Genomic DNA, 24,398 nt, shown 5'->3' with positions numbered 1-24,398 from the left:
GCTATGACCTCCATTGGCTGACGTTAATCGTTATGAATAATGATCTTCACCGCATCACCATTTTGCGCATGGCGGAGTGCTTCGTTTATTTCCGATAAGCTAAAACGGTGCGTAATTAAGGCTTCGACGTTTATTTGCCCCGATGAAATAAGCGCAAGAGCCTTTTCATAACCTTCGCGGCTGAGCGCACTGGCACCGGTAATCACCAGTTCGTTGTAGTGGATCAGATTGACATCAATATCGGCCGTATCATCTTTTGAGAAACCGGCAAACAGATTGGCTCGACCGCCTTTTCTCAGTAATGCCAGCGACGGATTAACCAGCGCGGGAATGCCGATAGCCATGATCACCACATCTGCCCCCAGCCCGGCCGTCTCAGACAGTACAATGGCCTTCAGGTCCTGCTGACTGGCGTCAACGGCCTGGGTGGCCCCGCATTGCAGGGCCACCTGACGTCTTTTTTCATTGAGATCGCTGACGATGATTTTCGATGCGCCTGACAGCTTCGCCAGCGCGACGTGCATCAGCCCTATTGGGCCTGCGCCCATAATGACCACCACATCCCCCAGATGGATACCCACGTTTTTCTGCCCGTTAATACAGCAGGCTAAAGGCTCTGCCAGCGCGGCGGCATCATAAGAAACGGTGTCGGGTAGTTTGAAAACATTGCCGGCCTCAAGGGCAATGGCCGGTATTTTGACGTACTCAGCGAAAGCCCCATCAAACTCGTAACCTATAGCCTGACGGTGCTGACAGACGTTTTCTTTTCCACTGCGACAATACAGACAGGAACGGCAAGGAATGACAGGATCAACAGCAATGCGATCCGAGAGCGCAAAGTGAGTGACATCCTGCCCGACATCAACCACTTCACCGGCAAACTCATGACCGATAACCGAAGGAAAACGTACCCCTTTTGTTTTTCTGCCGGTTATGATGCGGCTGTCTGTACCGCAGATAGCCGCTGATTTAACACGCATGACCAACTCACCTTGCGCCGCTTTAGGTGCATCAACGTGAATCACTTCAAGTTTGTTGGCCTCGAATAGCACTGCTGCTTTCATACTGATTTCCTCATTTATGCTGTCGCGGACTTAGTTGCCGCCGGCTTGTTTGTAAACCGCGATCGCCTCGTCTACGCTGCAATCGTCATTAATCATGGCGTCCAGTGCGCGGACGACGGCGGTGGGGTTGTCGTGCTGCCAGACAAAGCGGCCATAGGTGACCCCGCCCACGCCGATATCCAGTGCTTTTCGGGTGTTGGTCAAAAAGCTCACCAGATCTTTACCCATGTCCCCACCGGCCAACGCCACCATTGCCGGACAGCACGCCACGACCTCTTTAAAGGTGTCAGCAGAACCGGACCACAGGGTTTTAATGATATCCACCCCCAGTTCAGCACCGGCGCGGACGCAGTAGGCCAGATTTTTGGCATCGAAGGGGTTGTCTACCATTGGCCCTTTGGGATAGATGTGTGCGACAACCGGCAGCCCTGCCGAGCCTGCTGCTTTGGTGATCTGCCCCAGAAAGGTCAGTTGCTTCGCCTGTTCCGGCCCACCCAGAATGCAACCCACCGAGATGGCGTCTGCCCCAAAGCGAATCGCTTCGTCTACATCCGCAACGGGCGTATCAAACGCCTCGTGATAAGGAATGGAGTAACTGGTGGCTTTCATGATGATGGAGACATCGGAATCGGCATAAGGCGCAAAGGATTTTTCAATGATGCCTTTGTGCATCGTAATGGCATCGGGTTTACCGGCGACAACCTTGCCCATGACCTCGTTTATCGGGCCAATGCCGGGTAAAACGCCGCGTGTAATAGGATGGTCCATGGTGATGGCCAGCAGACGTCCTGATTTTTTATTTAGCAGTCGTTTTAAGCGGATTTCTTTTCCCAAAAACATAATTATTCTCCTGGTGTTTTATGTACTACGGGTTAACGATATTTATTGGTTTGCCACTCAGCCAGGCATTAATATTGTCGATGAGTTTGTCGGCTAATGATTGAATCGCTTCCTGGCTGGCCCATGAAATATGTGGCGTTAAGATAAAGTTCGGGAGTTGCGTGAGTTTCATGATCGGCGCGTCATTGTCTGGCGGCTCATGTTTTGCCACATCAAAAGCGGCCCCGGCAATACGCCGCGTCATTAATGCACGATATAAATCCTCTTCATTGACGATGCCACCGCGTGCCGTATTAATAAGCAGGACCTCAGGCTTCATGAGTGCAAACTCATTTTCGGTAATCATATTTTCCGTTGAGGGTAATAACGGACAATGAAGTGATAAGATGTCGCTGGTTTTCAACACTTCGTCAAAATCGGTATAAAGCGGCCCCATATTACTGACCCCTTTATACGCAGCAAAAAGCACCTTCATTCCCAGACTTTTCGCTATTTCGCCCACTCGCTTACCGAGTACGCCATCGCCAATAATGCCCAGAGTCGAACCGGCCAGATTTTTAATGCTGTAGTCGAAAAAACAGAACTGGCCTGCCTGCTGCCAGCGTCCTTTCTGCACGGCCTGATGATAGGCCGTAATGCTGCGGCGCAGGGCGAACAGCAAGGCAAAGGTGTGCTCAGGTACGGTATCCACCGCATAATCCCGAATATTCGCGACGGGGATATTTCTGGCTTTGCAGGCGTCGATATCAATCGCATCAAAACCTGTGGCAGCCACCGCAATAAATTTAAGATCCGGTGCCTGAGCGATCAGCTCTGACGTTAACTTGACTTTATTAGTAATGACCACATCCGCCTTTGCAATGCGTTCAGCGCATTGCTCCGGTGAGGTTCGTGCGTGCAAGATTAAATTATGCGCGCCATGAATCGTTTTTAACTTCACACTCCCGGGAAAGGTAGCGTAATCAAGAAAAACGATATTTTTATTGTCCATTGCATGAGCATCCTTTGAATGTCTTGATATTCAGCCATTATCCACACAGACATTCATCAGGCTATATGCAAAAAAACATAATAGTGCGCAATAATTATCATACTTCCTGTGTAATTAAACAAATCGCTGCGAGACTTCTCGCATAAACTTCGTTTTAATTAATTAAACCCGTAATAAAAAAAGAGGATCATTCGGTAAGGTTCGCTCGAATTTATCCTTTCTGTTTTTACCCGCCCTTCCCTTTTATTTAGCTGAACACGTTAATGGAATAGCCTGTTGGCCTCCGGTTGGCGGCTGCAATATTGCGTCAGCAAAGCGGGGGGCAGGAAAGCGGTATGAAAAGGCGGTAAAAATGGGTGAGGACAGAGAGGGAACGTCACCCTGCTTTGGCAGGGCCGGGATGCATCAAGAGAGGCTATCAGCGTGCGGGCGGCCCGGGTAGTGAAGCGTGGGATTGCGCCGGGAGTGGCTGAAACGGCCGTTTCTGGTTAACGGCTAAACGCGCTGTTCAGCCCAATGCCTCAAAATTGATGGCGTCAAACAGGTAGCCCTGGAATGCCGCGGCATAGGGTTTAGCAAACTGAAAGTAAGTTTCCTGTTCAACGCCTTCTACAATAATAAACTGACAATAGTCTTTAATTTGCATCAGGGTATCCTTCCAGAGCGGGCTGTTATGATGCTTCCAGAAAAAAAACTTATCGATTTTAACGGCCTCATATAATCCCTTTTGCAAACAGGGGAAATGGGAAGAGGCACTGCCAAAATCATCCAGCCATAAGGTGTAATGATTATATAACTTTCGCAGTAAGGGATTATTCAGCCCCTCCGCCAGATTGGGGAAGTCTTCTGATACTTCAATGCGCAGAAAAGAATGCGCTGTGGCGAGTTCGTAAATATCCCGTTCTTCCAGCAGCGCAAAAGCCATCTCTACATCGACATTTACAGAACACAGCAACTGGTGACTTTCAAAGAAATGTCTTTTTTTATCAATCAAGAACAACTGGTCTCTTAAGAGACTTATTTTCTGTTCTTTATGCATGTTATTTATATGGAAAAAAGGCGTCCCTGGTGCGGCAAATCGGGTTAAGACTTCAACGGCAATACGTTCAGATTTCAGGTTTACAATAGGCTCAGCAATGAACCGCCAGGCACGGTTGTTATTATCAAGATTCTGGATTTCCATTCCCATGCTCTGATTAACGGCATTAAAGTAGATCGATTATTGATCGTCGCCAGCTATCAATCAAATGAATTTTAACGGATTGGTCTATGATTAAACCTATCAAACTTTAAAAATCGATCGTTAAACCCTTGTTATTTAATGAAGACTCGAAAACTGAAAAACTCCAGTTACGTCTGGATCGTATTGTGGTCAGGTTATGCAGGCTCAGCCAGGATACCTTTATTAATTCCTTTCAGAGTACAAGGGAAAGGGGTAATACGGCTCAGGCCGCCGGTCATCGCCGCATTAAGTCCAGCGTAAAACAGATGAAACTGGCAGGCCGATGACGCCAGGATGCCAGCGAAATGACAAAACAAGATTAAAAACGGTATTTGTAGAAAAGCGGCACCCCATGACGTTTTACGCCTTGAAACGCCGTTATTCAGGCGATACTGTTTGACCACCTGACATCGTCATTTTCATTCAGAGCTGCCATGCGCCTCTCATTTTCTAAACTTGAACCTCATCATCTTAAAGAAATATATGAAATACGCTTTTCCGTAACGGAAAATCGCCTGCACGCGCATCAAATCCACTATTTACAGCGTGAACAAGCGCTCGACGATATTCGTCAGGGCGGCGGCTGGATTTGCCAGGTGGACGGTGAGTATGCCGGTTACGGGTTAGGGATCAATGCGCCTGAACCGCTTATTGGCGGGCTGTTTGTTAAACCTGAATATCAAAAACAGGGCATCGGGACACAACTGTTGAACACTATCACACAGTGGTTTATCGATCAGGGCGCGGAGGCCATCGTACTGACCACCGATCCCGGCTCGAACGCGGAGGGGTTTTATCAGGCAAATGGTTGGGTCGCAGAAGGCAGTGATGCGTTTGGGCAGCGGGTGATGCGTAAGCGCTTACCGCGTGGCTGACATGACGCCATCCGCCGCCAACGAAACCGCAGCGTTCCCGCCGCGTTGGGGAGAATGCGCACAGGATGTCCTGCTCATCCTGTGCGCGGTCCGCGTTGAAGCCGGGATTAGTGCGACTGTGGTTTAAACAGCTGCTGCACAAACTCCACATACGCAGGTCGCCAGACGTCCATCTCATGCCCTAAGCCCGGATACTGGGTGTAATGGAAGGTTACGCCCTGCTTTTCAAGCTCGGTTTTGAGTCCGGCAATGTCTTTGCCTGTCACGATATCTTTATCGCCCACCACCAGCGTAAAGTTTTTCAGCTGCTTATTCACGGTCTGCGGCTGGCTCAGTTGACGCGTCACGACCTCATTAGGCACGGTACTGGTGGTCACGCCGCTAAAACTGGCCAGCCAGCCAAAGTCGCTCAGGTGCGTCATGCCTGACACCAGCGCCTGATAGCCGCCCTGGGACAGCCCGGCAATCGCCCGGTCAGCCGGTTTGCGACTCACGGTAAAGCGTTTTTCCACCAGCGGGATAATGTCCTGCATTAACTCTTTATCCGCAGCAGCGGCATTGAGGGGATAAAAGTCTTTGCGACGATCCGCAGGCGGGAAGTTTTCAGGAATAGCCTGCACGATGTCGGTTTCGGTATCGGGCACCACCACCAGCATCGGCTTGATTTTGCCCTCTGCCAGCAGGTTGTCCATGATCTGCGGCAGGCGCAGTTGCGAAATGGCGGACAGTCCGGTATCGCCAAAACCGTGATAGAAGTAGAGCACTGGCAGCGGTTTATCATCGGCCTTGTAACCCGGCGGCGCCCAGACAAACACCTGACGTTCCGACTTCAGGGCGGTGGAATGATAGGTCAGGGTCAGCACATCGCCGTGCGGCACGTTGCGCTCGTCCAGAATACTGCCCGGCACCAGAATCATACTGGTGTTCACCTGGCGCTGCGGTTTAGGGAAACGGCTGCCGGTATCCGGCGTGCGGAAACCGTCTACGTCGAAATAGTATTCATACAGGTTGGGCTTCATCGGCGCGCTGGTCCACGACCAGATGCCGGCACTGTCCTTTTTCATGTCATGCGATTGCTGGCTCAGCGGCGTGGCGCCGGTCACCACGGCAACCTGCTTCGCGGCAGGCGCAAAGAGACGGAAGGTAATGGAGTGATCCGGATTGAGCGCCGTAATGTAGCGGCTCACCGGGATACTTGTATCCGGGGTTTGCGGTATAGGTGCGGCAATCAGTACTGGGACATATCCCGTCAGCAGGCTTCCTGCCAGGAATGCAAAACAGGCTAAGTTTTTTTTCATCGTGGGTTCCGTTTTGTGTATGGCGAGGTAGTTATTACATCTTTCTGTCCCGGAAGAGAGAAAATGGATTCGCAAAAAATGCAGGGTGTGATGCGGTTCAAAAAATTCCGCCACGCTCTGGCATGCAAAACCCGCCCTTTTTTCTGCAACCATCGTGCAACGACTCGCATTTTCTCACCCGCCAGCCTCGCATTAGGGTTATCGTCGCAGCATTAACACCTTCCCCTTTATAAGGACTGAGTATCGATGCGTAAACTTCCCTTTCTGCTGGTCACCCTGGGCCTTTTGATGTCGGTTGCCTCTCAGGCACAGGCCGAAGGCTGCCTGAAAGGCGCGCTGGTGGGCGGCGTGGCGGGCCATCTTAAACATCATGCGGTTGCCGGTGCCATGGCGGGCTGCGCGGCGGGGCATTACCTGGCGAAAAAGCATAAAGAAGAAGACAGTAAGCAAAGTCACTAGCGGTTCAGTTGGGGTTGCCAGTGGGCCGCCCCGCTAAAGGTTAGGCTTCGGCGTGGCAATGAAATCCACGCCTGCCTTTCCCGTCCTGCTTTCCTCCCCCCTGCCCGCCAATAGCCTTTGATCGACATTGCTTTCAACTCGCGTTAATGTGCCAAATCGTGTTTGAAAAGCCGAGAAGCGTGCCGCCCTGTCTGGCTGGCGCTGAGGTAAATCAGGACAAATGGATGAATGCTGATAAAATCAATCGGGCTATAGGCGCATTAGTTGGGTTGGCGCTGGGCGATGCGTTAGGTACCACCCTTGAATTTCAGCCCAGACCGGCAAAACCGGTGGTAACCGACCTGGTTGGCGGTGGCCCCTTTATGCTTGAACCCGGTCAATGGACGGATGACACGTCCATGATGCTGTGTCTGGCTGACAGCCTGATCGAACGGGGCGAAAATGTACCTGCCGATCAAATGCGACGCTATATCAACTGGCGCGATTATGGTTATAACTCCTGCACCGGAACCTGTTTCGATATTGGCACGACCGTCGCCCTCGCGTTAAAAACATTCAGCGCTGAAAGCATTGCGCTGGCGGGCAGCACCGACCCCAGAAGTGCGGGCAACGGCAGCCTGATGCGCACCGCGCCTGTGGCATTATTCATGCATCATGCCCCTCTCACTGCGGTCTTTGAAGCGACGAAACTGGCCAGCGCCACCACTCATGCAGAACAGCGATGTATTGAGGCCTGCCAGTACATCACGGGCCTGATCCACATGCTGCTCAACAGCGATAACACGCCGACCAAAGCAAGGCTATTCAATGCGTTTCATTCTGCGCAGTACGCATGGATAAAAACACTGCATCCGGATTCCTTAGCCATTATTCAAGGTCGCTACCGTCTTAAATCCCGTGATGAAATCAGCAGTTCTGGCTATGTGATTCACTCACTGGAAGCCGCTCTCTGGTGTTTCTGGCACAGCGAGACATTTGAGGAAGGGGCGTTACTGGCGGCGAATCTTGGCGATGACGCGGACAGTGTCGCCGCTATTTATGGTCAGCTTGCGGGTGCGTATTACGGTTACCATGCCCTGCCAAAATCCTGGCTGTCACGGCTGGCCTGGCACGATGACATCGTGCAACGGGCTAATCTCCTGATTATCAGACAAGACAATACCGTACTAAAACGCTTCATCGCTGACTGCCAGGACGATATTGAAAACAACATGCCGCTATCCGCCGAAAAAAATCAACTTATGCTGACGGGTTTTGGCTGGAACCAGTGGATAACCAACAATATGTCGCTGAGAGAAAAAGAAAGGATTTCGCACGCGTCTGTCGCTGAGTGCCTGAGTCTGGTGACCGTTTATACTCGCGGCGATCGCTATATTGAGGGATTGCTCCATACATCCGCATCGGATGGGACGCTCGACGCCATTATTAACAGGCTGGCGATATTGATTCAGGATGAATATGCCCTTTGACGCCTTGCTTCTGCTTAAAGCAACGCGGCTTATTTTTCACAGGCCCTGCCCCTCTCGTTAAGTCAAAACCCTGCCAGATGACCTGGCGTTGAGTAGGGCGTAATCACTGCTCGCCGTCTTTGCCAAAGCGACGGCTCAGTTCCCCTGTATTTGTATCGCTGCAACCGTCAACGCAAACGGCGTCGGCGTGCACACCGCCAGACTCAGGCCGCCCACCTGCAGTGCGCTGACCGACAACGCAGACGGTGCCGTGCTGTCGATGCTGGCCATCTGCCAGGCGCTTTCGCCGCGCTGCTTGATGATGGCCTCTTTTAATGTCCAGATGCGCCAGAAGGCTGCTAACTGCTGCGCCGCCGGTTCCGCCGCCAGTTGCGCCTGTTCCTGCGCGCTAAACAGCTGCTGCGCCAGATTGCGCCAGCCTGGCCGTGGGCGCAGCACTTCAATGTCGCAGCCGACTTCACCTTCATCGCTAAGGAGCAGTGCGATATCGTCGCCACTGTGGCTAAGGTTGAACCAGAGCCGGACGTCAGCGGGAAAAGCCGGTTTGCCGTGCTGGCCGACGACGCTCGCCGGCAGGGGCGAAACCACAGCAGAGAGCATGGCACGCCCGGCAAGCCAGCCTGCGCGCCGCGCACCCAAGGGTGCCTGATCTTTCAGTTCAGACGCGGTCAGGCCAGCGCTGAGTGAGGAAATTTTCCCCAGAAAGATCTGATACATGTCAGTGCCAGCGTTTGATAATGATGGAGGTGTTAATGCCGCCAAACGCAAAGTTATTACTCTGCAAAAACTCACAATCGATGTTGCGGGATTGCCCCATGATGTAGTCCAGTTCGCCGCAGTTCGTGTCCGGTTGGCTCAGATTCAGCGTGGGGGCAAACCAGCCCTCGCGCATCATTTGCAGGCTCATCCAGGCTTCCAGCGCACCGCAGGCACCCAGCGTGTGACCGAAATAACTTTTCAGGGACGAGATGGGCACCTGATTGCCATAAATCGCCGCCGTGGCCTGGCTTTCTGCCAGATCGCCCCGGTCGGTCGCGGTGCCGTGGGCGGAAATATAGCCAATGTCCTGCGGGCTCAGGCCAGCCATGGTGAGCGACTTCTCCATGCAGATCTGCATGGTTTCGCGCTGCGGCTGAGTAATATGGGCAGCATCGCAGTTGGTCGTGAAGCCGATAATCTCGCCATAGATTGTCGCGCCGCGCGCTTTCGCATGCTCCAGCGCTTCCAGGATCAGCGTGCCTGCGCCCTCGCCGATGACCAGGCCATCGCGTTGTGCATCAAACGGCGACGGCGTGCTTTTCGGCGCATCATTGCGCTGGCTGGTGGCGAAAAGTGTATCAAACACTGCGGCTTCCGACGGGCACAACTCTTCTGCGCCACCGGCGACCATCACCGTCTGATAACCGTGGCGAATCGCTTCCCACGCGTAGCCAATCGCCTGACTGCCCGAGGTGCAGGCGCTGGACGTGGGGATAACCCGGCCGCGCAGACCGAAAAACAGCCCGGTATTCACGGCGGTGGTGTGTGGCATCATTTGCACATAGGTGGTGCCCGTAATGTTATTGGTGTGCTTTTCCGTCAGCATGGTGGCGAATTCGCTCACCGGGCCGGTGCTACCGGTCGACGAGCCGTAAGCAATGCCGGTTTCGCCATTGGTCAGCACGGGATCACCGATCAATCCCGCGTCCTCCAGCGCCAGCTCGGTCGCGCGGGTGGACATTAACGACACGCGGCCCATGGAGCGGATGCGTTTGCGGGTATAGTGCTCCGGCACACTGAAGTCATCAACCGGGGCACCCAGCAAGGTATGCAGCCCGTCGTAAACCTGCCACTCCGGCATTTTGCGCACCGCGTTTTCATACGCCAGCAGCCTGGCGGACACGGCCTGCCAGTTTTCGCCAAAGGCGGTGACGCCGCCCATGCCGGTAATTACAACACGACGTGTCATAACATCCCTCCGTTGATGGAAATCACCTGGCGCGTCACGTAACCCGCAATATCCGACATTAAGTAGCGGGCAAGCCCGGCTACTTCTTCCGTTTGCCCCATCCGCTTCATCGGGATAAGGGACATCGCTTCTTTCAGCGCCGTCGCTTCCATCTCGATCATCCCGGTATCAATCAGCCCCGGCGCGATACAGTTGACGGTAATCTTGCGCTTGGCCAGTTCAATCGCCAGCGCCTTGGTGGCCCCGATGATACCGGCTTTAGCCGCGCTGTAGTTCACCTGGCCGCGATTGCCCATCAGCCCGGACACGGAGGAGAGCGTGATAATGCGACCGCCCTGACGGGCACTAATCATCGGCATGATGCAGGGCTGAATCACGTTGTAAAAACTGTCCAGATTAGTGTGGATCACCTGATCCCAGTCGTCCTCGCTCAATGCCGGAAAGGCCGCATCACGGGCGATCCCGGCGTTACTGACCAGGCCGTACCAGGGGCCGTACACGTCATTATCCTGTTCCAGCACGTCGCGGCACTGCTGGCGATTCGACACGTCAAACTGAAGCAGTCGCCCCGCGCCACCGGCGGCAACAATGTCATCGAGCGTCTGCTGCGCCCCCGCGACATCATGATGATAATGAACGCCAGTCACGAAGCCGTCCGCCGCCAACTGACGGGCGATGGCACGACCAATGCCTTTGCTGGCACCGGTAACCAAAACTGAACGACTCATGAAGACGCTCCTTGTTGAAATAGAGAATGAAGTTCTTCGGCGCTGGGCTGAAAAGTATTCACCCGACCGGTTGCCAGCGTGTCGCCGCCAGCCTCAATGGCGCATTCAAAGCTGCCAAAGCGCTCATCCCGCACCAGCAGTTTGACCTTCACGGTCAGCATTGCACCACCCGGCAGAATGCCTGCCCCACAGATTAACTCCCGTGCGCCCAGTACCATGCCTAAGGAGATACTGGCCTGGCCTTGCTGATGGCGATGCCATCCCGACCAGACGCCGACGGTCTGCGCCATTAACTCCAGAGCATACCAACCCGGCAGGTTGCCATCGGGATCGAGAAAAGGGGCCAGCACGCTGTCTGCCGATACCGCGACCAGGCAGGCGGCGGTCTCGTCCGTCACGCTGTCGACCTGTTCGAGCAACAGCATGGGCGCGTCATGCGGCAGATAGTCACCGGGGGATAAATAGTGGCTCATGAGAGTTTCCCAAGCAGAATGCTGGCGTTGTTACCGCCGAAGGCAAAGGAGTTTGACAGAATAACCGGGCGCGTCAGCGGCTGAGGCCGTTCGATGATGCCACAGGGCGGCAGCTCAGGATCGCGCGGCGACAGGCTGAAATCCTGCGGCGGTAACGGCAGATCGCGTTGCAGGATCAGCATGCTGAGCGCCGCCTCGGTAATACCCGCTGCGCCCAACGTGTGCCCGGTCAGATGTTTGGTTGAACTGCACGGCACCTGCTCACCAAACAGTTCGCTCACCACGCTGGATTCAATCTGATCGTTTAACGCGGTGGCAGTGCCATGCAGGTTGATATAGCCCACCGCTGCGGGTGAAATCCCGGCTTCGTTCAGGGCCTGACTGATGGCGCGGATCGCCCCTTCCCCCTGAGGATGAGGGGCCGAAATATGGTATGCGTCGCTTGATTCGCCCACGCCCAGCAGCGCAATCGGCTGCGGCTCACGGGTTAACAGCATCAACGCGGCGCCTTCACCAATCGTTATTCCGCTGCGGTCGCGGGCGAATGGCTGGCACAGCGTGGGGGAAAGCGATTCCAGGCTGTGAAAGCCGTTGACCGGCATGCGGCTCAGCGTATCTGCTCCACCGACAATCGCCACATCAGCCAGCCCGGCCTCAATCAGACGGCGACCGCTAATGATGGCGCGGGCACTGGACGAGCAGGCGGTGGACAGCGTAAAAGCCGCACCGTCAAGCGCCAGCCAGTGGCTGAGAAAACGTGAGGGATCGCCCAGTTCCTGCTGCGGATAGCACCACGCGGTGCTCTGCTGCTGATTCAACGTCAGGTTGACGTGCACATCCCCTTCGTCCAGCCCGGATGTACTGGTGCCCAGCACCACGGCGACGCGATCGCGACCATAGTGTGCAATCGCCTTATCGACCTCGGGCTGGATCTGTGCCAGCGCGGCCAGTAGCAGCTGATTATTGCGCGAGCGATGTGCACGGAATGCCTCCGGGATAACCGGCAGCTCCCCTTCCACGCCCGCCAGCACGGCGTGCGGATGCGCCTGTAACCAGCCGCTCCGCGCCCGCATACCGGGTGCCACGCCGCGCACCAGGTTCATGGCGACCTCATCGTTATCCTTGCCCAGCGCGTTAATCATGCCAACGGCAGAAACGTAGATCATCTCAGTCATCCAGGTATTGAATGGTGATGTGGTATTTAAAAACGTGCTGCTCAATGCTGATGGGTTCGCGCTTGCCCTGACGGTTCAGATAGGTGATATCAGTCACCAGCGTGCCGCTGGCGTCGCGCAGTTCGCGCTTATCCCCGTTGTCTTTCAGCGTCCAGCCTTTGGGCAACTGGGGCTGCCAGGCGCTAATCGGCCAGTGGCTGAGCATCACGTCTGCCAGCACCTGACTGGCAGGTGGCAACTGCGGCACCACAATCGACTGCTCGGTGTGCAATCCCTGGCGATCGTAAGTGACCAGGAACAGGCGAATCCCCACCGATGACAGCCCCGCCAGCGTGATTTTTTTATCATCCGCGTTGAGCATCACCAGCAGCGACTGGCTTTTGCCATGAAAACGGCCGGTCAGGAGCTGCTGGGAACGGATTGACGGCGCGATCCCCGGCGCTGGCAGCGTAACGCGCGCGCCCGGTGCCAGCCATGCCTGCGGGCGATTTTGCGGGCGGTGGGTTGAATGGCTGCACCCGGCCAGCATCAGCGCAGCGGCAACCACCAGACAGCCTCCCATGGACACGCGGCGGCCGCAAACCGGCTCCGGCATGGCCTGTCTTTGTGCAAGGCGTTTTTTCAGCATGCGTAAAGTCTGGTTGATCATCGTCTTTTTTTCTCTCTTTTCGTCGGCATCGCCAGCGGTGCCAGCAGCCAGGCGGTGAAGATACCGCTCACCAGCACGATGCCAAAACTGCTAATGGCCTGGGTTGCGCTGAAAACCAACATGCCGAGCGTCAGCAGCGTGGTCATCATCGCCAGGGTAATGGCCAGCATTGAGGTCAGCGGCGTACCGCGTGGATTACTGAAAAACAGCGTGTAATTGATGCCGATGCCCAGCACCAGCACCAACGCCAGCAGCGAAAACAGGTTGACCGCATGGCCGGTGAAGGCCAGTGCCGCCAGACCGCAGCTCAGGGACAGTACGGAAGGCACCAGACTGAGCGCGCCTTTGCGCCAGCCCAGCCGCATCACCGCGCCACAGGCAATCACCGCCAACGCAACCAGCAGCAGGCCGGTCAGGATGTGGCGGTACAGCGCAAACAGCGCGTCAAAGGTACTTTTGCGGTCCACCCAGGCGACGCCGGGAACGCTTTGGCTTAGCGCATTCAGGGCAGCGCTCTGCTTCACCCCCTCAACCGGCACCAGCACGCCGCTCTCACCGCCCTTGAGCGTCAACCACAGCAGCCGCCAGCCTTCGCTCGCCGGGCTGGCAAGCCAGGCCTCAACGCTGACCGGCATCGGACTGAGATCGGGGTTAGCCGTCGTTAAGCCAGCCTGACTCAACGCGCGAGTGACGGCGGGCGCGGCCGTTTTCAGCAAGGTCAGATCCTGCGCCTGGCGTGCCAGCGAATTCAGGGGAAGCGTTCGATAACCGCTCATCAGCCCCTGCGCTCTGGCGCGTTCCAGTGCGGGCCTAAAGGCTTCCAGTCGCGTCAGTGTCTGCTGCGCGCTGTTGCCGTACACCACAAACCATTTTTGATCGACGCTCTGCCCGGTCAGCGCAGTAATGGCTTTTTCCTGCGCCAGAATATGCGGTGGCAGCGCCTGGAGCTGTGAAATATCATCGTCCACGCGCAAGGTTGCGATGCCCGCCAGCGAGAACAGTGCCAGCGCCACCGGCAGCCCCACAGACAGCACGGTGTTACGCCGCCATGCGGCCAGCCAGCGCAGCATCAGCACCATGGCGGGCACCGGACGGACAGGCAAACCACGGCACAGCCAGGGATGCCAGCACACCACCGTCAGGCAGGCGGCGCTCAGGCCCACCGCCGCAAAGACCGCCATCTGACGAATGCCGGGGAAAGGCGCAAGCATCATAATCAGGTACGCGGCAACCGTGGTCAGCAGCGCCAGCAACAGCGCATTACGCACTTTCGCCAGGCTCTGCCACGGCGAGGTTTCGGCCCCGTGCACCATGCGTTCGGTCAGATAGTAAAGCGTATAGTCCGCCGAAATGCCGATGATGCTCATACTCATGACCAGCGTCATCAGGTGCAGTTCGCCAAACACCAGCAGCGTGACGACGGTGCCTGCCAGCGCGCCCATGGCGATAGAGAGCAGGCACAGCAGCAGCGGACGCACCGAGCGGAACACGGCCAGAATCAGCAGCAGCACGCCGAGCACCGTGGCCAGGCCCAGCGTGGAAACATCCTGCTTCGCCTGCTGGCTGGCGTAATCGCTGTAAAACACCGTACCGCGTGATAACAGCTGTGCCTGCGGGTAGGCTGCTTTCAGGGTTTTTTCCAGCGCGCCCAGCGTGGTCACCAGTTTATGCGTCTGCTGCATATCAAACGACGATCCGGCCAGCTCACCGTGCAGCAAATACCAGTTATTGCCCTGGCTATCCTGCGTCACCAGCCAGCCGTCCATCAGGCGCAGCCGCTGACCATTTTTGGCCATCGCCAGTTGCGATCCCCGCGTCAGCATCAAGGGATCGTTTTGCAACTCTTTGCCGCTAACGCCGGAAAACGCGGAATAGAGCTGAGAGAGGACCCATTGGGCCTGGGCCTCGCCGCCGTTTTGCAGCCGCTGCCGCGTTTCGCTGTCGATCAGCCCGTTACGATGCTGCCAGAAAAAGGTGCCCCAGGCCTGCTGGCTACGGGCATCCATCGGGCCTTTCACCTCGGCCAGCGCGCCAGATTTCTGCAACAGTGCCAGCCAGGCCTGCGCTACCTGCGGATCGGCCTGCTTACCGGGGCTGACCAGCCAGACCAGCTGACGATCGAGACGCTGCATAAAGCCGTCGTTCAGGGCGGGCGGGATCGCTCCCAGCGCCTGTTTCGGCAGCATCGCCAGCACGCTGCTGTTCAGCCGGGCCTGCGGCAGCAGCATGAGCAGCACGGCCGCCATGATCAGGCAGGCCAGCCCCCACAGCAGCGCGGGCCGCTTACGGGGCGGCAAAGCGTTGGCGTTCGTCATCAGTCAGTTGCGCTGGCGTCAGTTGATGTTGAGAAAGGGTAATGTCCGTGCGGTCGCCCTGCTTATCGTTCAGCTGAATATGCTGCAGATAGGTGTTGCCGCTCAGATCGATGCTGGTGAAGATCTTATCCAGCGGCGTGGTAACTGGCGTCAGGCGCAACGTCCAGCGGCCTTCGCCGCGATCAGCAAAATCGACGCGAAAGTTCTGCTCCAGCACCTTGCGATCTGCCTGGAACAGCGCTCGCAGCAGGTGGTTAAACTGGAACATTTGCGGGTTGTTGTCGGCGGTGATGGTCTGCGGCGGCTGGCCGTTGATCACCTGTACCATGCGTTTGTCATCCAGCAGCAGCTGCATCGGGAAGGGACGGGTTTGATCCCACAGCAATCCCTGATCCCGGGCGATCAGCATCGTGCCCTGCGATTTTAGCGGCTGCGGCATGTCCTTGATCGTGCGGATCTGATCGAAGTGTGCGCGGATCACCGGCTGGGTGGTAAAGCGTTGTTGCAGATCGTCGAGCGTCAGGGCGCTGACAAAGGGGCTGATCAACAGCGCCAGTAATAACAGGCCTCTCATGGCGTCACTCCCATACGTTCAAACAGGATCGCCGGGCAGACAAAGCACATCTCCCGACTGCTCTCTTCCACCGCCACCTGAATGGTGTAGCCCGTTGTGGTGCGCTTACCGCTTTCGGCATCGAAAATTTCATAACCAATGCGCAGGCGGTTTTCGAACTCCTCGATGCGGGCCCGCACGCGAATGCGCTGTTCGAAAGTCACCGGATGGCGGTACTTGACTCGCGTATCCACCACCGGCCAGACGTAGCCGGACGCTTTCATCTGTCGGTAGCCATAGTCGAACTGATTCAGCAGCGCCTCGCGGGCGATTTCGAAGTAGCGAAAATAGTTACCGTGCCAGACCACGCCCATCATATCGACATCATGAAAGGGAATCGTTATCGCTACGTCGACAGTAAAACGGGGATCGTTAAGCACCCTTTACTCCTTGTCTTTGCTATCTGGCAGTTGCCAGAAATCGAAAAAGTTAAACCAGTCGAGCGGCGACTGGAGCGCGTAGTGCTCAAGGCGTTCCGCATAGCGATCGATGGTCTGCTGCAGGGCGTTTTGGCGATCGGCGCGGGGCAACAGCAGGGGATCGGCGAACGGCTCGCAGTGGATATGCAGTTTTCCCTGTTGGCGCAGCGCGAAGATCAGGTTAACCGGGCAGCGCAGGATGGAAGCCAGAATAAATGGCCCTTGCGGAAAAGGCGCGGGCTGGCCCATAAACGGGCTCCAGCAAACGCGCCATTCCCCGCCGCGCTGCGGATTTACCGCGATGCGATCGCCCACGATGGCAATCCACTCGCCACGGTCCAGCTTCTCTTTCAGCAGCATGGCGGTGTCCGGGCCGATGTCGGTCACCGGCATCAGGTTCAGCCCGGCCTGCGGTGCCATCTCTTCCATAATCTGTTTAAAGCGCTGGGCGTTATCGCTAAACACCAGCGCGTTGATGGTTTTGCTGCCCTTTAATTGCGCCAGCGCCCGGCAGGCTTCCACATCGCCCAGGTGCGAGGCCAGCAGCAGCTTGCCCTGGGGATGGCTGAGGTCGAGCCTGGCTTCCGCGCCCGGCGCAAAAACGACGTCTCGGCCAAAATGCAGTTCGCCGCGCCAGCTGGCAATTTTATCCAGCATCACGTTGCCAAAGCGCAGAAAATGCTGGTAGCTGTTGAGGTTTTCCGGCAGCGGCTGCTGTCGCATCAACAACTGCGCACGCACGCGGGCCATCCAGTTCTGTGAGGCTCTGCGCGCCGTGGCCGCCGTGAGCCAGTAAACGCCGACGACCGGATACAGCAAAAGCGCAAAGGCGTTACGGCCCAGCAGTCGCCACACCAGCAGCATCAGGCGCATCCCCCACAACCCTTTCACCTCTTTCTGTCGCGCCCAGTGCTGGGGCGAACGGCGAAACAGCAAGGAAGGGATACGCGGCAACATGCCGAAAAACAGCCGGGTGTGCATCAGGGAAATGCGTACGTTGTCTTTGATGGCGTCAAAATGCGACAGGCCGTCCTGCGGATAAGTCACCCGGGTCGGCACAAAGTAGCTGTTATTGCCCTGCCAGTAGAGCCGCACCATCACTTCGGTATCAAAATCCATCCGCTGACCGAGCGTCGCGCGCTGCGCTAACCGAAGTGTCGGCGCTAACGGATAAACGCGGAAGCCGCACATGCTGTCTTTCAGCTGCAGCGACAGCGTTTCGATCCACACCCAGACATGGGTTATCCAGCGCCCGTAAAGACGCGAGCGGGGAATGGAGTCGTCATAAACTGGCTGACCGGAAATCAGCGCATCGGGGTGCTGCTGCGCCAGCGCCAGCAGCCTGGGGATATCTTCAATCGCATGCTGACCGTCGGCATCAACCTGCACGGCATGGGTAAAACCGGCCGCCGCCGCCACCTGCATACCACGCAGTACCGCCGCGCCCTTACCGGCATTTTCCGCCAGGCGAACCAGCGTCAGCGTGGTGTTTTCGGCGGCCAGCCGATCCAGCACGTCCCGCGTGGCGGCATCGCTGCCATCGTCCACCAGGATACACGGCAGATCAAACGGCTGCAGGCGGGCCAGCACCGACGCCATCATGGCACCATGGTTGTAACAGGGGATCAGCACACAAGGGGAAAAGGTTAACGACATAACCGAATCTTACCGCTGCTGGCGGCATGACGCGCCTCACCGTCGTGGCGGTGATAGCTAAAGGTCAGCATCTGGCGCGCTTCCTGCCAGCTCAGCGTCAGCGTAACGGTGCTCTCTGGCAGCAGCGGAGACTGAAACTTCACGTTCTGAATGCTGTGAAAACGCCAGCCGGGCACCAGCAGCGTGCTGGCGTAGTGCATCACCCAGTCCATCTGTGCCACACCGGGCAGCAGCGGCTGCACAGCAAAATGCCCTTTGAACCAGAACAGCGAAGGATCAAGGTATAAAACCATCTCAACCTGATGGGGCTGTGCCTGATGGTGCTCAATTTCACGGGGTTTCATGAAACAACTCCTGTAACTGCGCATAGACACGCTTGTTCATACTGTTGACCGGGATCGCATCCATCACCCGCCAGTAACGGGGCACGGCAACGGGTTCGAGCCAGGGCAACAACGCACGTCGCCAGGCCAGCTCCTGCAGCTTACCGCCGTGTTCCTGCCAGCGTTGCCGTGCTTCATCGTCCAGCACCAGCACCACGCCTACGCCCTGTCGGCCGCGACGCGAGACCGCCACCGCCGCCACCTCGCGGATGCCGTCCAGCGCTAACAGCCGCTGTTCGACGTCGCTCAACGAAATGCGCTTTTCTTCGATTTTAACGACGCTGCCCCGCCGTCCCGCCAGCCGGAACTGGCCGTCCTGCTCGATGTGCAGGATATCGTCGAGCAACAGGCCGCCTCTGTCGGCAATCAGCGGCGAAAACACACGTAATGTGTCGTCTTCCTGATGAAAATGGACACCCTCAAAGGGTTGCCAGGTTACGTCGTCATGCTGACGATAGCGCCAGGCGAGAATGCCGGTTTCCGTGCTGCCATAAATTTCATCTGGCCAGATATGCATCCAGTCAGCGGCTTGTGAAACATCCTGCCAGGGTAACATGCCACCCGCGGAAAACACCATGGCGACCGGCGGCGGCGTGAGCTGGCGATCGAGGCGTTTCAGAAACGCCGGGCTACTGATAAAGGCATACTGATAATCGTGGCTTAAGGCCGCAAACTGTTCGGCATACCAGAGCATCGCCGCATGCAGCGGTAACCCCAGCGCCATGGGCAGGATGATACGAAATGTCAGGCCGTACTGGTGCTGCGGCACGACCGAGGCCACCACACGACAGCCGGTCAACCGCCCGGCAAAGCGGGCAGCCAGCAGGGCGGCTTCGTTATCCAGACTCGCCACAGACTTCACTACCCGCCTGGGCTGCCCCGTCGAGCCGGAGGTAAAGAGTTCTATTTCGGCATCGTCGCGCAGGGCGGGAAAATGTTGAGACGGTGAGGCGATCGTCATCGAACTGCTGACAACCAGCAGCGGCCCCTGCCAGCTAAGCGTTTTTTCGCTCATCACGCCGTCAAACAGGGCCTGCTGCTCGTTCAGTAAGGGCACACGACAATGGCCGGGGATGACGGGCGTTTTACCGGCGTGCAGCGTCGCCAGCAGGGCCACGATAAATAAGTAGCTGTCCTCGAAACACAACGCCCAGCGCTGACCGTCCTGCTGCTGCAGTAAGGCGATCAGGCAGGCCACATCCTGGCGCAGATGTCCCAGCGTCCAGGTGCGGTCGTCCAGCCAGGCGACGGGCAGCGCAGCCGGTCGCGGCGCAGTGAGCCACTGTGTCAGTGTAAGCGTCTGCTTCATCATCCATCTCGTTCTGTTATCTTGCGGCGGACCAGCCACTCGCCCGCCATCAGCGAGCCCATCAGCAGATAGGAAATCATCCCGTTCCAGGCCGTCCATAGCGTCATATCGCCATACAGCGCGGTAAAGAGCGCGATGCTGCCGTTGATGATGAAAAAGACGCACCAGACCTGCGTCACCCGCCGGGTATAACGCACGCCTTTTTCAGGCAGATCGGGTTCACTGACTCTGGCCAACCGTTCGACAAGCGGCATGGTTGACCACAGGGAGACGCCAAATACCGCCAGCATGACGCCATTGACCACCACCGGGTAAAAAAGCAGTAGCTGGTGCGTTTTCAGCAGCAGACTGGCGACGCACAGGATGATGCCGGCTACCGCCACCACCTGGGTAATGACGCGCAGCGGCCCCGTTTTGCGCCGGGTCTGGCGCAGACGTAATAAAAGAAGAAGCGCCATCAGCGGTAGCAACCAGTGCAGGCTGTTATGCGCCAGGCCGAACCCGATGACAAAGGGCCAGGCCAGCAGCAGTAAGCCGGTCAGCAGCTTGACGACTGGCAACGCGCGCGTAGCCGACATCGCGAATCAGGCTTCTTTCAGCAGACGTTCAACCGCGTCGACAACATCCTGCACGGTACGCACGGCTTTGAACTCTTCCGGCTTGATTTTCTTGCCGGTTTTCTTTTGCAGATGCACGATCATGTCGACCGCATCAATGCTGTCCAGCTCCAGATCCTCGTACAGCCGCGCCTCGGGGGAAATGTCCTGCGGATCGGTCTCAAACAGCTTAACCAACAGCGCGGAGACCTCTTCGTAAATGGCGTTTTGTTCTGTCATGACGGCGTCTCCTCAGGCACGTTGCGCGTGGATGAACGATGCCAGCGTGGCAACGGAGAAAAAGTGCTGGCGCATCTCTTCGCTTTCCGCCGAGAGAACCACCCCGTAGGCATTTTTTACTGCCAGCCCCAACTCAAGCGCGTCGATGGAGTCCAGCCCTAAGCCATCGCCAAACAGCGGCGCATCGGTATCAATATCGTCGGGCGACAGTTCGTCGAGATTCAGCGTCGTTATAATGAGATTTTTGATTTCAAGGTAAAGCGCTTGCATCATTAATTCCTGAAAAAGGTGAACAACCTGGTTGTAATTGAAGCAAAAGATGCCGGTTCAACTGCCGTGCCGCCAGTGCCGGTTCTTGTAAGTCTGCATCGTAAAACTGATCGATCGCGATCCGTTCCCGCACCTCAACGCTAAACATCGGTTTGGCGGGCGGAACGTCATACCATCTGCTGTGCTTATCCAGCAGATGCTCACTACAGTGAATATGCACTACGCGTAAATCACTGCCACAGCGCACGGCAATATTGGCCGCGCCACGTTGCAGTGTCATGGGTTCGCCGGGCCGCGTACGTGTCCCTTCCGGGAAAATCAAAATCGTGTCGCCCTGCGCCAGCCGTTGCCGACAGGCGGGCAGTAATGCATCGGCCTGACTGTTGATCAGATAATCCGCTGCCCGGATGACGCCGCTGACGAACGGGTTTTTCAAAAGCGCGCCCTTGACCAGGCAGTCGGTTTCCGGCATCACCGAGGCCAGCAGCACATAGTCGATGAGCGTCGGATGATTGGCGACCACCAGACAGCCGCGATCCTGGCGCAAATGCTCAATCCCGCGCATACGGTAATCCAGCACGCCGACGCCTTTTGCCACGCTTAAAAAGAAGCGGAAACTGGCGGCAATCGTGCGCCTGGCGATGCGGCGACGGCGGCCTTTATCCCATACCACGAGTAACAGCAGGTTAAACCACACCACAGACAGTAGCAGTCCACCGACGCCGAACAGGGCAAAGCAAAAACCGGTCATGACCCGTCGCCATGCCCGGTTAAGGCGCGAAAATGGCCTGCTCATCGGCGGCTCCAGTGCCAGTCAACCCGCTCGCCGCGCAGGGCAAAGGTGGCGGCCGCTTGCAGGTAGTGCTGTAAAAACAGCAGGCTTTGCGGCAGCGCGGTCTGTTCCGCTGCACGCGTTGGCCGGGTTTCGCACGCTAAGGCGTCACCGGCTTCGATCACCAGCGCGACGGCAAACGGCCACATTGGGGTTTCTGATGAGAGATGCGTCTGATAAAACGCTGGCATCGCCCCGTCAAAATCGACCATTAACACGCGCTGATAGCCCGCCTGGAGCAGGCACATCACCTCACACAGCCCCTGCTGAAAGGTGTCCTGACCGGCGGACAGCGACGAAGACACAATCGGTTTCTTCGCGGCAATGGTCAGGCAGCCCACGGCGGAGTTGTGCACGGACAGGGCAAAATCGGTTGGCGAAAGCGCCTGGCCTGTCGCCAGCGCCTGCAAAATGCGGAAGTTGCGTTCCAGCTCGCCGTGACGGCTGGTATAAAGCACGGCGTCGATTTCATGCTGACGCAGCATCGCCAGCCCGCACTCCACCGCCAGCTTACTGCCAGCGCTGAGGCGGCGCGCGGTCATCATCGGCAGTTCGGTCAGCTTTGCCTGCGGTGCCGCAGGATCGATGGCGTGCGACAGCCGAGCCCATTCCAGCCACTGTGTCGTTTCGCTTAATCCTGGGGCCCGGGCCTGCCAGTCAACAATGTTTAATGCAAATTTCATCAACGCGCGTCCGCGATATTCAGGTGATACTCAGGGCGGTTATCGCCGTGTTGTTATGATTTCTTCTGGCATTGCAATAACGTATGACCCACGCCCAGCCCGTCATCGCGTTCATCAACCTGGAAGCCTGCTGTGTCCAGATAGTGATAAAACCGCTCTACGCTGTAGAAACGGCTGTTGCCGTTGGCCATACAGGTAAAATAAAGCGAAGACGCATTGAGACTAAATGAGGCCGCTTCAAATTTCTGTGCATCCCAGAACAGTTCCATGATGAACAGCTTCGCGCCGGGTTTCATCACGTCGGCAACGCGGCGCAGCATCCTGACGATTTGTTCAGGCGAAAAGCAGTCCAGAAACTGACTCATCCACCAGACATCGGCTTCTGCGGGTAATGGCGCGTCGCCAAGCATATCGACTTCATGGAAGGCGATGCGATGAGAAAAGCCTGCATTTTCGATATTTTCACGGGCCAGTGCAATTTGTGGCGGCAAATCTAACAGGGTTACCGCTATCGCGTTGTCATACTGGCAGCAGCGGATTGCCCATTTACCGGTATTTCCGCCGACATCGTACAGGGCAGCGGGACCGCTGGCGAACACATACGGCAGCGCCGCGTCAAAGGCCGCGTCGGAATAGTAATGATCGAACGCAAACCAGCTGTTGCGCGCCGCCTCAGGCAGTTGCGCTAATCCGGGATAGATCGTGGGCCAGTCGCCAAAAACCTGTAATCCGGCCGGTTTGCCCTCTTCCAGCGCGCGCTGCAGGTGAAACAGCCCCTGGTAACACACATCCTGAGTGAAATCCATATTCACGCGCGTCATCGGGTCATGCAGCAGAAAATGACCGACTTTCGCCAGATAATAGTGTCCATCCTGATGCGTAACGATACGTCCGCTTAACCCCATATCCAGCAGGACGCTGACGGCATACTCATTGATCGTGCTGTTTGCCGTAATGGCTTCAAGCGTCGCGCCGCGTTTTCCCTGCTTATCCAGATACTCCAGCACGCCCGTATTCCGCAAACACAACGCGGTTTGAAAAAGCATCGGCGCAAAAGCGATACGTTGTGCTTCAGTAATCGCATCCAGTGCGCTGAGCGAATCTTTTTCATACATGGCTGAGAAAACCTGCTGAGTCAAAGGAGTAGTATCGGGCCATTGCAGGCCCGACTTTAGACATCATTATAAATTTGCGCCCGCAGACAGGTTAACCTGAATATCTTTGTCCAGGTTTTGCACCCAGCGGTTATAGCTTTTATGAATTTGTCCGCCTGACGCCAGCAGATTGGTGCTGTGGTCGTACAGGATATCGTAGCCTGTCGCCGAGTAGGTAATCCGCACTTCCGCCATGTGGTCACGAACCTGCTGACGCGCTTTGATCTCGCCCGGTGCAACCTGGGTCATGATCCACTGACGCTGAACACCGGCTTTTAAAATGGCGTTTTTGACCTGATCCTGAGTATGACCTGCAGTAAGGGTGGTATGAATTTTCTCAAGCGGCGCGGTACGTGCGCAGCCTGCCAACGCCCCAACGACCGTGAGGGCGGCAAACCATTTCATAGACTTTTTCATTCAACATACCTGTCTGTGTGAAGTAAATAAGGACAACAATAATTAGCGTGAAAATGATTATTGAGATTCATCATGCAGGGCTTATTTGCGTTAATTTAAACGCGGTGCCTCGTCTGTGATGCCATGATAAACGGCCGCAATGTTGTTATATTTTCTCTTTTAGTTCAACAGAATTTAATTAAACCGATTTATTGTCTGGAAGAGAAAAAACGATAATTACGCGCCGGGCAAAGAGGTTAACCCGAATAGAAAAGACGATGACAGACGGAGAAAACGCCCCCGTCTGGATGAATCATTTTCTTTAAGGGCAATCGATGCGC

At 56.4% G+C, this 24,398-nt stretch carries 27 protein-coding genes; 3 read left to right on the top strand and 24 right to left on the bottom strand.

The genetic code is table 11. The annotated features are described in order from the left end of the window. Positions 1-23 precede the first annotated feature (23 nt). The 4 genes from NR177_RS02280 to NR177_RS02265 form a co-directional block, all read right to left on the bottom strand. Positions 24-1,064 carry a zinc-dependent dehydrogenase gene (locus NR177_RS02280; RefSeq protein ID WP_217268292.1) on the bottom strand — a complete coding sequence of 347 codons (1,041 nt, stop codon included), beginning with the start codon at positions 1,062-1,064 and terminating at the stop codon, positions 24-26. A 30-nt stretch (positions 1,065-1,094) separates the two neighbouring features. Continuing rightward, a complete protein-coding gene (locus NR177_RS02275; RefSeq protein WP_096011523.1) occupies positions 1,095-1,904 on the bottom strand; it encodes a class I fructose-bisphosphate aldolase in 810 nt (269 codons plus the stop codon). 25 nt (positions 1,905-1,929) lie between these two features. Further along, positions 1,930-2,895 carry a D-2-hydroxyacid dehydrogenase gene (locus NR177_RS02270; protein ID WP_063878273.1) on the bottom strand — a complete coding sequence of 322 codons (966 nt, stop codon included), beginning with the start codon at positions 2,893-2,895 and terminating at the stop codon, positions 1,930-1,932. A gap of 508 nt (positions 2,896-3,403) precedes the next feature. After that, entirely contained in the window at positions 3,404-4,078 is a 675-nt protein-coding gene (locus NR177_RS02265) for an EAL domain-containing protein (protein ID WP_244915418.1), read from the bottom strand. A gap of 473 nt (positions 4,079-4,551) precedes the next feature. On the opposite strand from NR177_RS02265, the gene NR177_RS02260 reads away from it, so the two are divergent. Next, positions 4,552-4,992, top strand: coding sequence for a GNAT family N-acetyltransferase (locus tag NR177_RS02260; protein WP_181377109.1), 441 nt, complete (start codon positions 4,552-4,554; stop codon positions 4,990-4,992). Positions 4,993-5,099: 107 nt separating this feature from the next. Here NR177_RS02260 and NR177_RS02255 read toward each other — a convergent pair whose 3' ends face one another. Next, positions 5,100-6,290, bottom strand: a complete 1,191-nt coding sequence (locus NR177_RS02255; RefSeq protein WP_145393553.1) for an alpha/beta hydrolase-fold protein — start codon at positions 6,288-6,290, stop codon at positions 5,100-5,102. A 246-nt stretch (positions 6,291-6,536) separates the two neighbouring features. Here NR177_RS02255 and NR177_RS02250 point away from each other — a divergent pair, with 246 nt between their 5' ends. After that, positions 6,537-6,749: a hypothetical protein gene (locus NR177_RS02250; protein WP_063878268.1), complete on the top strand. Its 213-nt coding sequence runs from the start codon at positions 6,537-6,539 to the stop codon at positions 6,747-6,749. 224 nt (positions 6,750-6,973) lie between these two features. Further along, a complete protein-coding gene (locus tag NR177_RS02245) occupies positions 6,974-8,218 on the top strand; it encodes an ADP-ribosylglycohydrolase family protein (RefSeq protein WP_256852208.1) in 1,245 nt (414 codons plus the stop codon). Positions 8,219-8,353: 135 nt separating this feature from the next. Here NR177_RS02245 and acpT read toward each other — a convergent pair whose 3' ends face one another. The 19 genes from acpT to NR177_RS02150 form a co-directional block, all read right to left on the bottom strand. After that, positions 8,354-8,935 carry a 4'-phosphopantetheinyl transferase AcpT gene (acpT, locus tag NR177_RS02240; RefSeq protein ID WP_256852207.1) on the bottom strand — a complete coding sequence of 194 codons (582 nt, stop codon included), beginning with the start codon at positions 8,933-8,935 and terminating at the stop codon, positions 8,354-8,356. A gap of 1 nt (position 8,936) precedes the next feature. Next, on the bottom strand, positions 8,937-10,166 hold the full coding sequence (locus NR177_RS02235; protein WP_256852206.1) for a beta-ketoacyl-ACP synthase: 1,230 nt from the start codon (positions 10,164-10,166) through the stop codon (positions 8,937-8,939). Further along, complete coding sequence (locus NR177_RS02230; RefSeq protein WP_109716620.1) at positions 10,163-10,894, bottom strand: 3-ketoacyl-ACP reductase FabG2; 732 nt, start codon at positions 10,892-10,894, stop codon at positions 10,163-10,165. Before NR177_RS02230 ends, NR177_RS02235 begins: the two co-directional genes overlap by 4 nt. Further along, positions 10,891-11,367: a 3-hydroxy-fatty acyl-ACP dehydratase gene (locus tag NR177_RS02225; protein ID WP_256852205.1), complete on the bottom strand. Its 477-nt coding sequence runs from the start codon at positions 11,365-11,367 to the stop codon at positions 10,891-10,893. The genes NR177_RS02230 and NR177_RS02225 overlap by 4 nt, the downstream gene beginning before the upstream one ends. Beyond that, positions 11,364-12,533, bottom strand: coding sequence for a beta-ketoacyl-[acyl-carrier-protein] synthase family protein (locus NR177_RS02220; RefSeq protein WP_256852204.1), 1,170 nt, complete (start codon positions 12,531-12,533; stop codon positions 11,364-11,366). The genes NR177_RS02225 and NR177_RS02220 overlap by 4 nt, the downstream gene beginning before the upstream one ends. Before the next feature lies 1 nt (position 12,534). Further along, a complete protein-coding gene (locus NR177_RS02215) occupies positions 12,535-13,104 on the bottom strand; it encodes a DUF3261 domain-containing protein (protein ID WP_172897584.1) in 570 nt (189 codons plus the stop codon). A gap of 83 nt (positions 13,105-13,187) precedes the next feature. Further along, on the bottom strand, positions 13,188-15,506 hold the full coding sequence (locus tag NR177_RS02210) for an MMPL family transporter (protein ID WP_256852203.1): 2,319 nt from the start codon (positions 15,504-15,506) through the stop codon (positions 13,188-13,190). Continuing rightward, positions 15,475-16,080, bottom strand: coding sequence for an outer membrane lipoprotein carrier protein LolA (locus NR177_RS02205; RefSeq protein ID WP_145393537.1), 606 nt, complete (start codon positions 16,078-16,080; stop codon positions 15,475-15,477). The genes NR177_RS02210 and NR177_RS02205 overlap by 32 nt, the downstream gene beginning before the upstream one ends. After that, positions 16,077-16,499: a thioesterase family protein gene (locus NR177_RS02200; RefSeq protein WP_109716625.1), complete on the bottom strand. Its 423-nt coding sequence runs from the start codon at positions 16,497-16,499 to the stop codon at positions 16,077-16,079. The genes NR177_RS02205 and NR177_RS02200 overlap by 4 nt, the downstream gene beginning before the upstream one ends. Before the next feature lie 3 nt (positions 16,500-16,502). Beyond that, positions 16,503-18,194, bottom strand: a complete 1,692-nt coding sequence (locus NR177_RS02195; RefSeq protein ID WP_145393533.1) for a glycosyltransferase — start codon at positions 18,192-18,194, stop codon at positions 16,503-16,505. Beyond that, the gene (locus NR177_RS02190; RefSeq protein ID WP_256852202.1) at positions 18,185-18,538 is read right to left on the bottom strand and encodes a hydroxymyristoyl-ACP dehydratase; all 354 of its coding nucleotides are present in this window, start codon (positions 18,536-18,538) and stop codon (positions 18,185-18,187) included. Before NR177_RS02190 ends, NR177_RS02195 begins: the two co-directional genes overlap by 10 nt. Then, entirely contained in the window at positions 18,525-19,886 is a 1,362-nt protein-coding gene (locus tag NR177_RS02185) for an AMP-binding protein (protein ID WP_256852231.1), read from the bottom strand. Before NR177_RS02185 ends, NR177_RS02190 begins: the two co-directional genes overlap by 14 nt. Further along, on the bottom strand, positions 19,886-20,464 hold the full coding sequence (locus NR177_RS02180) for a hypothetical protein (RefSeq protein WP_256852201.1): 579 nt from the start codon (positions 20,462-20,464) through the stop codon (positions 19,886-19,888). The genes NR177_RS02185 and NR177_RS02180 overlap by 1 nt, the downstream gene beginning before the upstream one ends. A 6-nt stretch (positions 20,465-20,470) precedes the next feature. Beyond that, on the bottom strand, positions 20,471-20,722 hold the full coding sequence (locus NR177_RS02175; RefSeq protein ID WP_109716629.1) for an acyl carrier protein: 252 nt from the start codon (positions 20,720-20,722) through the stop codon (positions 20,471-20,473). A gap of 12 nt (positions 20,723-20,734) precedes the next feature. Continuing rightward, positions 20,735-20,992, bottom strand: coding sequence for a phosphopantetheine-binding protein (locus NR177_RS02170; RefSeq protein WP_109716630.1), 258 nt, complete (start codon positions 20,990-20,992; stop codon positions 20,735-20,737). Then, on the bottom strand, positions 20,973-21,788 hold the full coding sequence (locus NR177_RS02165) for a lysophospholipid acyltransferase family protein (RefSeq protein ID WP_372340323.1): 816 nt from the start codon (positions 21,786-21,788) through the stop codon (positions 20,973-20,975). The genes NR177_RS02170 and NR177_RS02165 overlap by 20 nt, the downstream gene beginning before the upstream one ends. Then, a complete protein-coding gene (locus NR177_RS02160; protein WP_256852200.1) occupies positions 21,785-22,507 on the bottom strand; it encodes a beta-ketoacyl synthase chain length factor in 723 nt (240 codons plus the stop codon). The genes NR177_RS02165 and NR177_RS02160 overlap by 4 nt, the downstream gene beginning before the upstream one ends. Before the next feature lie 53 nt (positions 22,508-22,560). Then, the gene (locus tag NR177_RS02155; protein WP_256852199.1) at positions 22,561-23,622 is read right to left on the bottom strand and encodes a class I SAM-dependent methyltransferase; all 1,062 of its coding nucleotides are present in this window, start codon (positions 23,620-23,622) and stop codon (positions 22,561-22,563) included. Between the two features lie 66 nt (positions 23,623-23,688). After that, entirely contained in the window at positions 23,689-24,078 is a 390-nt protein-coding gene (locus tag NR177_RS02150; RefSeq protein ID WP_256852198.1) for a lipoprotein, read from the bottom strand. Positions 24,079-24,398: the final 320 nt, after the last annotated feature.

Origin of the sequence: Pantoea sp. Fr+CA_20, assembly GCF_024520835.1 — a bacterium.
Classification (GTDB): domain Bacteria; phylum Pseudomonadota; class Gammaproteobacteria; order Enterobacterales; family Enterobacteriaceae; genus Pantoea; species Pantoea allii.
The sequence above is the reverse complement of the archived record's forward strand: the minus strand, read 5'-3'. Positions and strand labels throughout refer to the sequence as shown.

Bases quoted from the DNA above. Each gene is read 5' to 3' on its own strand.
- NR177_RS02280 (WP_217268292.1), bottom strand. From the start codon at position 1,064: ATGAAAGCAGCAGTGCTATTCGAGGCCAACAAACTTGAAGTGATTCAC.
- NR177_RS02275 (WP_096011523.1), bottom strand. From the start codon at position 1,904: ATGTTTTTGGGAAAAGAAATCCGCTTAAAACGACTGCTAAATAAAAAA.
- NR177_RS02270 (WP_063878273.1), bottom strand. From the start codon at position 2,895: ATGGACAATAAAAATATCGTTTTTCTTGATTACGCTACCTTTCCCGGG.
- NR177_RS02265 (WP_244915418.1), bottom strand. From the start codon at position 4,078: ATGGAAATCCAGAATCTTGATAATAACAACCGTGCCTGGCGGTTCATT.
- NR177_RS02260 (WP_181377109.1), top strand. From the start codon at position 4,552: ATGCGCCTCTCATTTTCTAAACTTGAACCTCATCATCTTAAAGAAATA.
- NR177_RS02255 (WP_145393553.1), bottom strand. From the start codon at position 6,290: ATGAAAAAAAACTTAGCCTGTTTTGCATTCCTGGCAGGAAGCCTGCTG.
- NR177_RS02250 (WP_063878268.1), top strand. From the start codon at position 6,537: ATGCGTAAACTTCCCTTTCTGCTGGTCACCCTGGGCCTTTTGATGTCG.
- NR177_RS02245 (WP_256852208.1), top strand. From the start codon at position 6,974: ATGAATGCTGATAAAATCAATCGGGCTATAGGCGCATTAGTTGGGTTG.
- acpT (WP_256852207.1), bottom strand. From the start codon at position 8,935: ATGTATCAGATCTTTCTGGGGAAAATTTCCTCACTCAGCGCTGGCCTG.
- NR177_RS02235 (WP_256852206.1), bottom strand. From the start codon at position 10,166: ATGACACGTCGTGTTGTAATTACCGGCATGGGCGGCGTCACCGCCTTT.
- NR177_RS02230 (WP_109716620.1), bottom strand. From the start codon at position 10,894: ATGAGTCGTTCAGTTTTGGTTACCGGTGCCAGCAAAGGCATTGGTCGT.
- NR177_RS02225 (WP_256852205.1), bottom strand. From the start codon at position 11,367: ATGAGCCACTATTTATCCCCCGGTGACTATCTGCCGCATGACGCGCCC.
- NR177_RS02220 (WP_256852204.1), bottom strand. From the start codon at position 12,533: ATGATCTACGTTTCTGCCGTTGGCATGATTAACGCGCTGGGCAAGGAT.
- NR177_RS02215 (WP_172897584.1), bottom strand. From the start codon at position 13,104: ATGGGAGGCTGTCTGGTGGTTGCCGCTGCGCTGATGCTGGCCGGGTGC.
- NR177_RS02210 (WP_256852203.1), bottom strand. From the start codon at position 15,506: ATGACGAACGCCAACGCTTTGCCGCCCCGTAAGCGGCCCGCGCTGCTG.
- NR177_RS02205 (WP_145393537.1), bottom strand. From the start codon at position 16,080: ATGAGAGGCCTGTTATTACTGGCGCTGTTGATCAGCCCCTTTGTCAGC.
- NR177_RS02195 (WP_145393533.1), bottom strand. From the start codon at position 18,194: ATGTCGTTAACCTTTTCCCCTTGTGTGCTGATCCCCTGTTACAACCAT.
- NR177_RS02190 (WP_256852202.1), bottom strand. From the start codon at position 18,538: ATGAAACCCCGTGAAATTGAGCACCATCAGGCACAGCCCCATCAGGTT.
- NR177_RS02185 (WP_256852231.1), bottom strand. From the start codon at position 19,886: ATGAAGCAGACGCTTACACTGACACAGTGGCTCACTGCGCCGCGACCG.
- NR177_RS02180 (WP_256852201.1), bottom strand. From the start codon at position 20,464: ATGTCGGCTACGCGCGCGTTGCCAGTCGTCAAGCTGCTGACCGGCTTA.
- NR177_RS02175 (WP_109716629.1), bottom strand. From the start codon at position 20,722: ATGACAGAACAAAACGCCATTTACGAAGAGGTCTCCGCGCTGTTGGTT.
- NR177_RS02170 (WP_109716630.1), bottom strand. From the start codon at position 20,992: ATGCAAGCGCTTTACCTTGAAATCAAAAATCTCATTATAACGACGCTG.
- NR177_RS02165 (WP_372340323.1), bottom strand. From the start codon at position 21,788: ATGAGCAGGCCATTTTCGCGCCTTAACCGGGCATGGCGACGGGTCATG.
- NR177_RS02160 (WP_256852200.1), bottom strand. From the start codon at position 22,507: ATGAAATTTGCATTAAACATTGTTGACTGGCAGGCCCGGGCCCCAGGA.
- NR177_RS02155 (WP_256852199.1), bottom strand. From the start codon at position 23,622: ATGTATGAAAAAGATTCGCTCAGCGCACTGGATGCGATTACTGAAGCA.
- NR177_RS02150 (WP_256852198.1), bottom strand. From the start codon at position 24,078: ATGAAAAAGTCTATGAAATGGTTTGCCGCCCTCACGGTCGTTGGGGCG.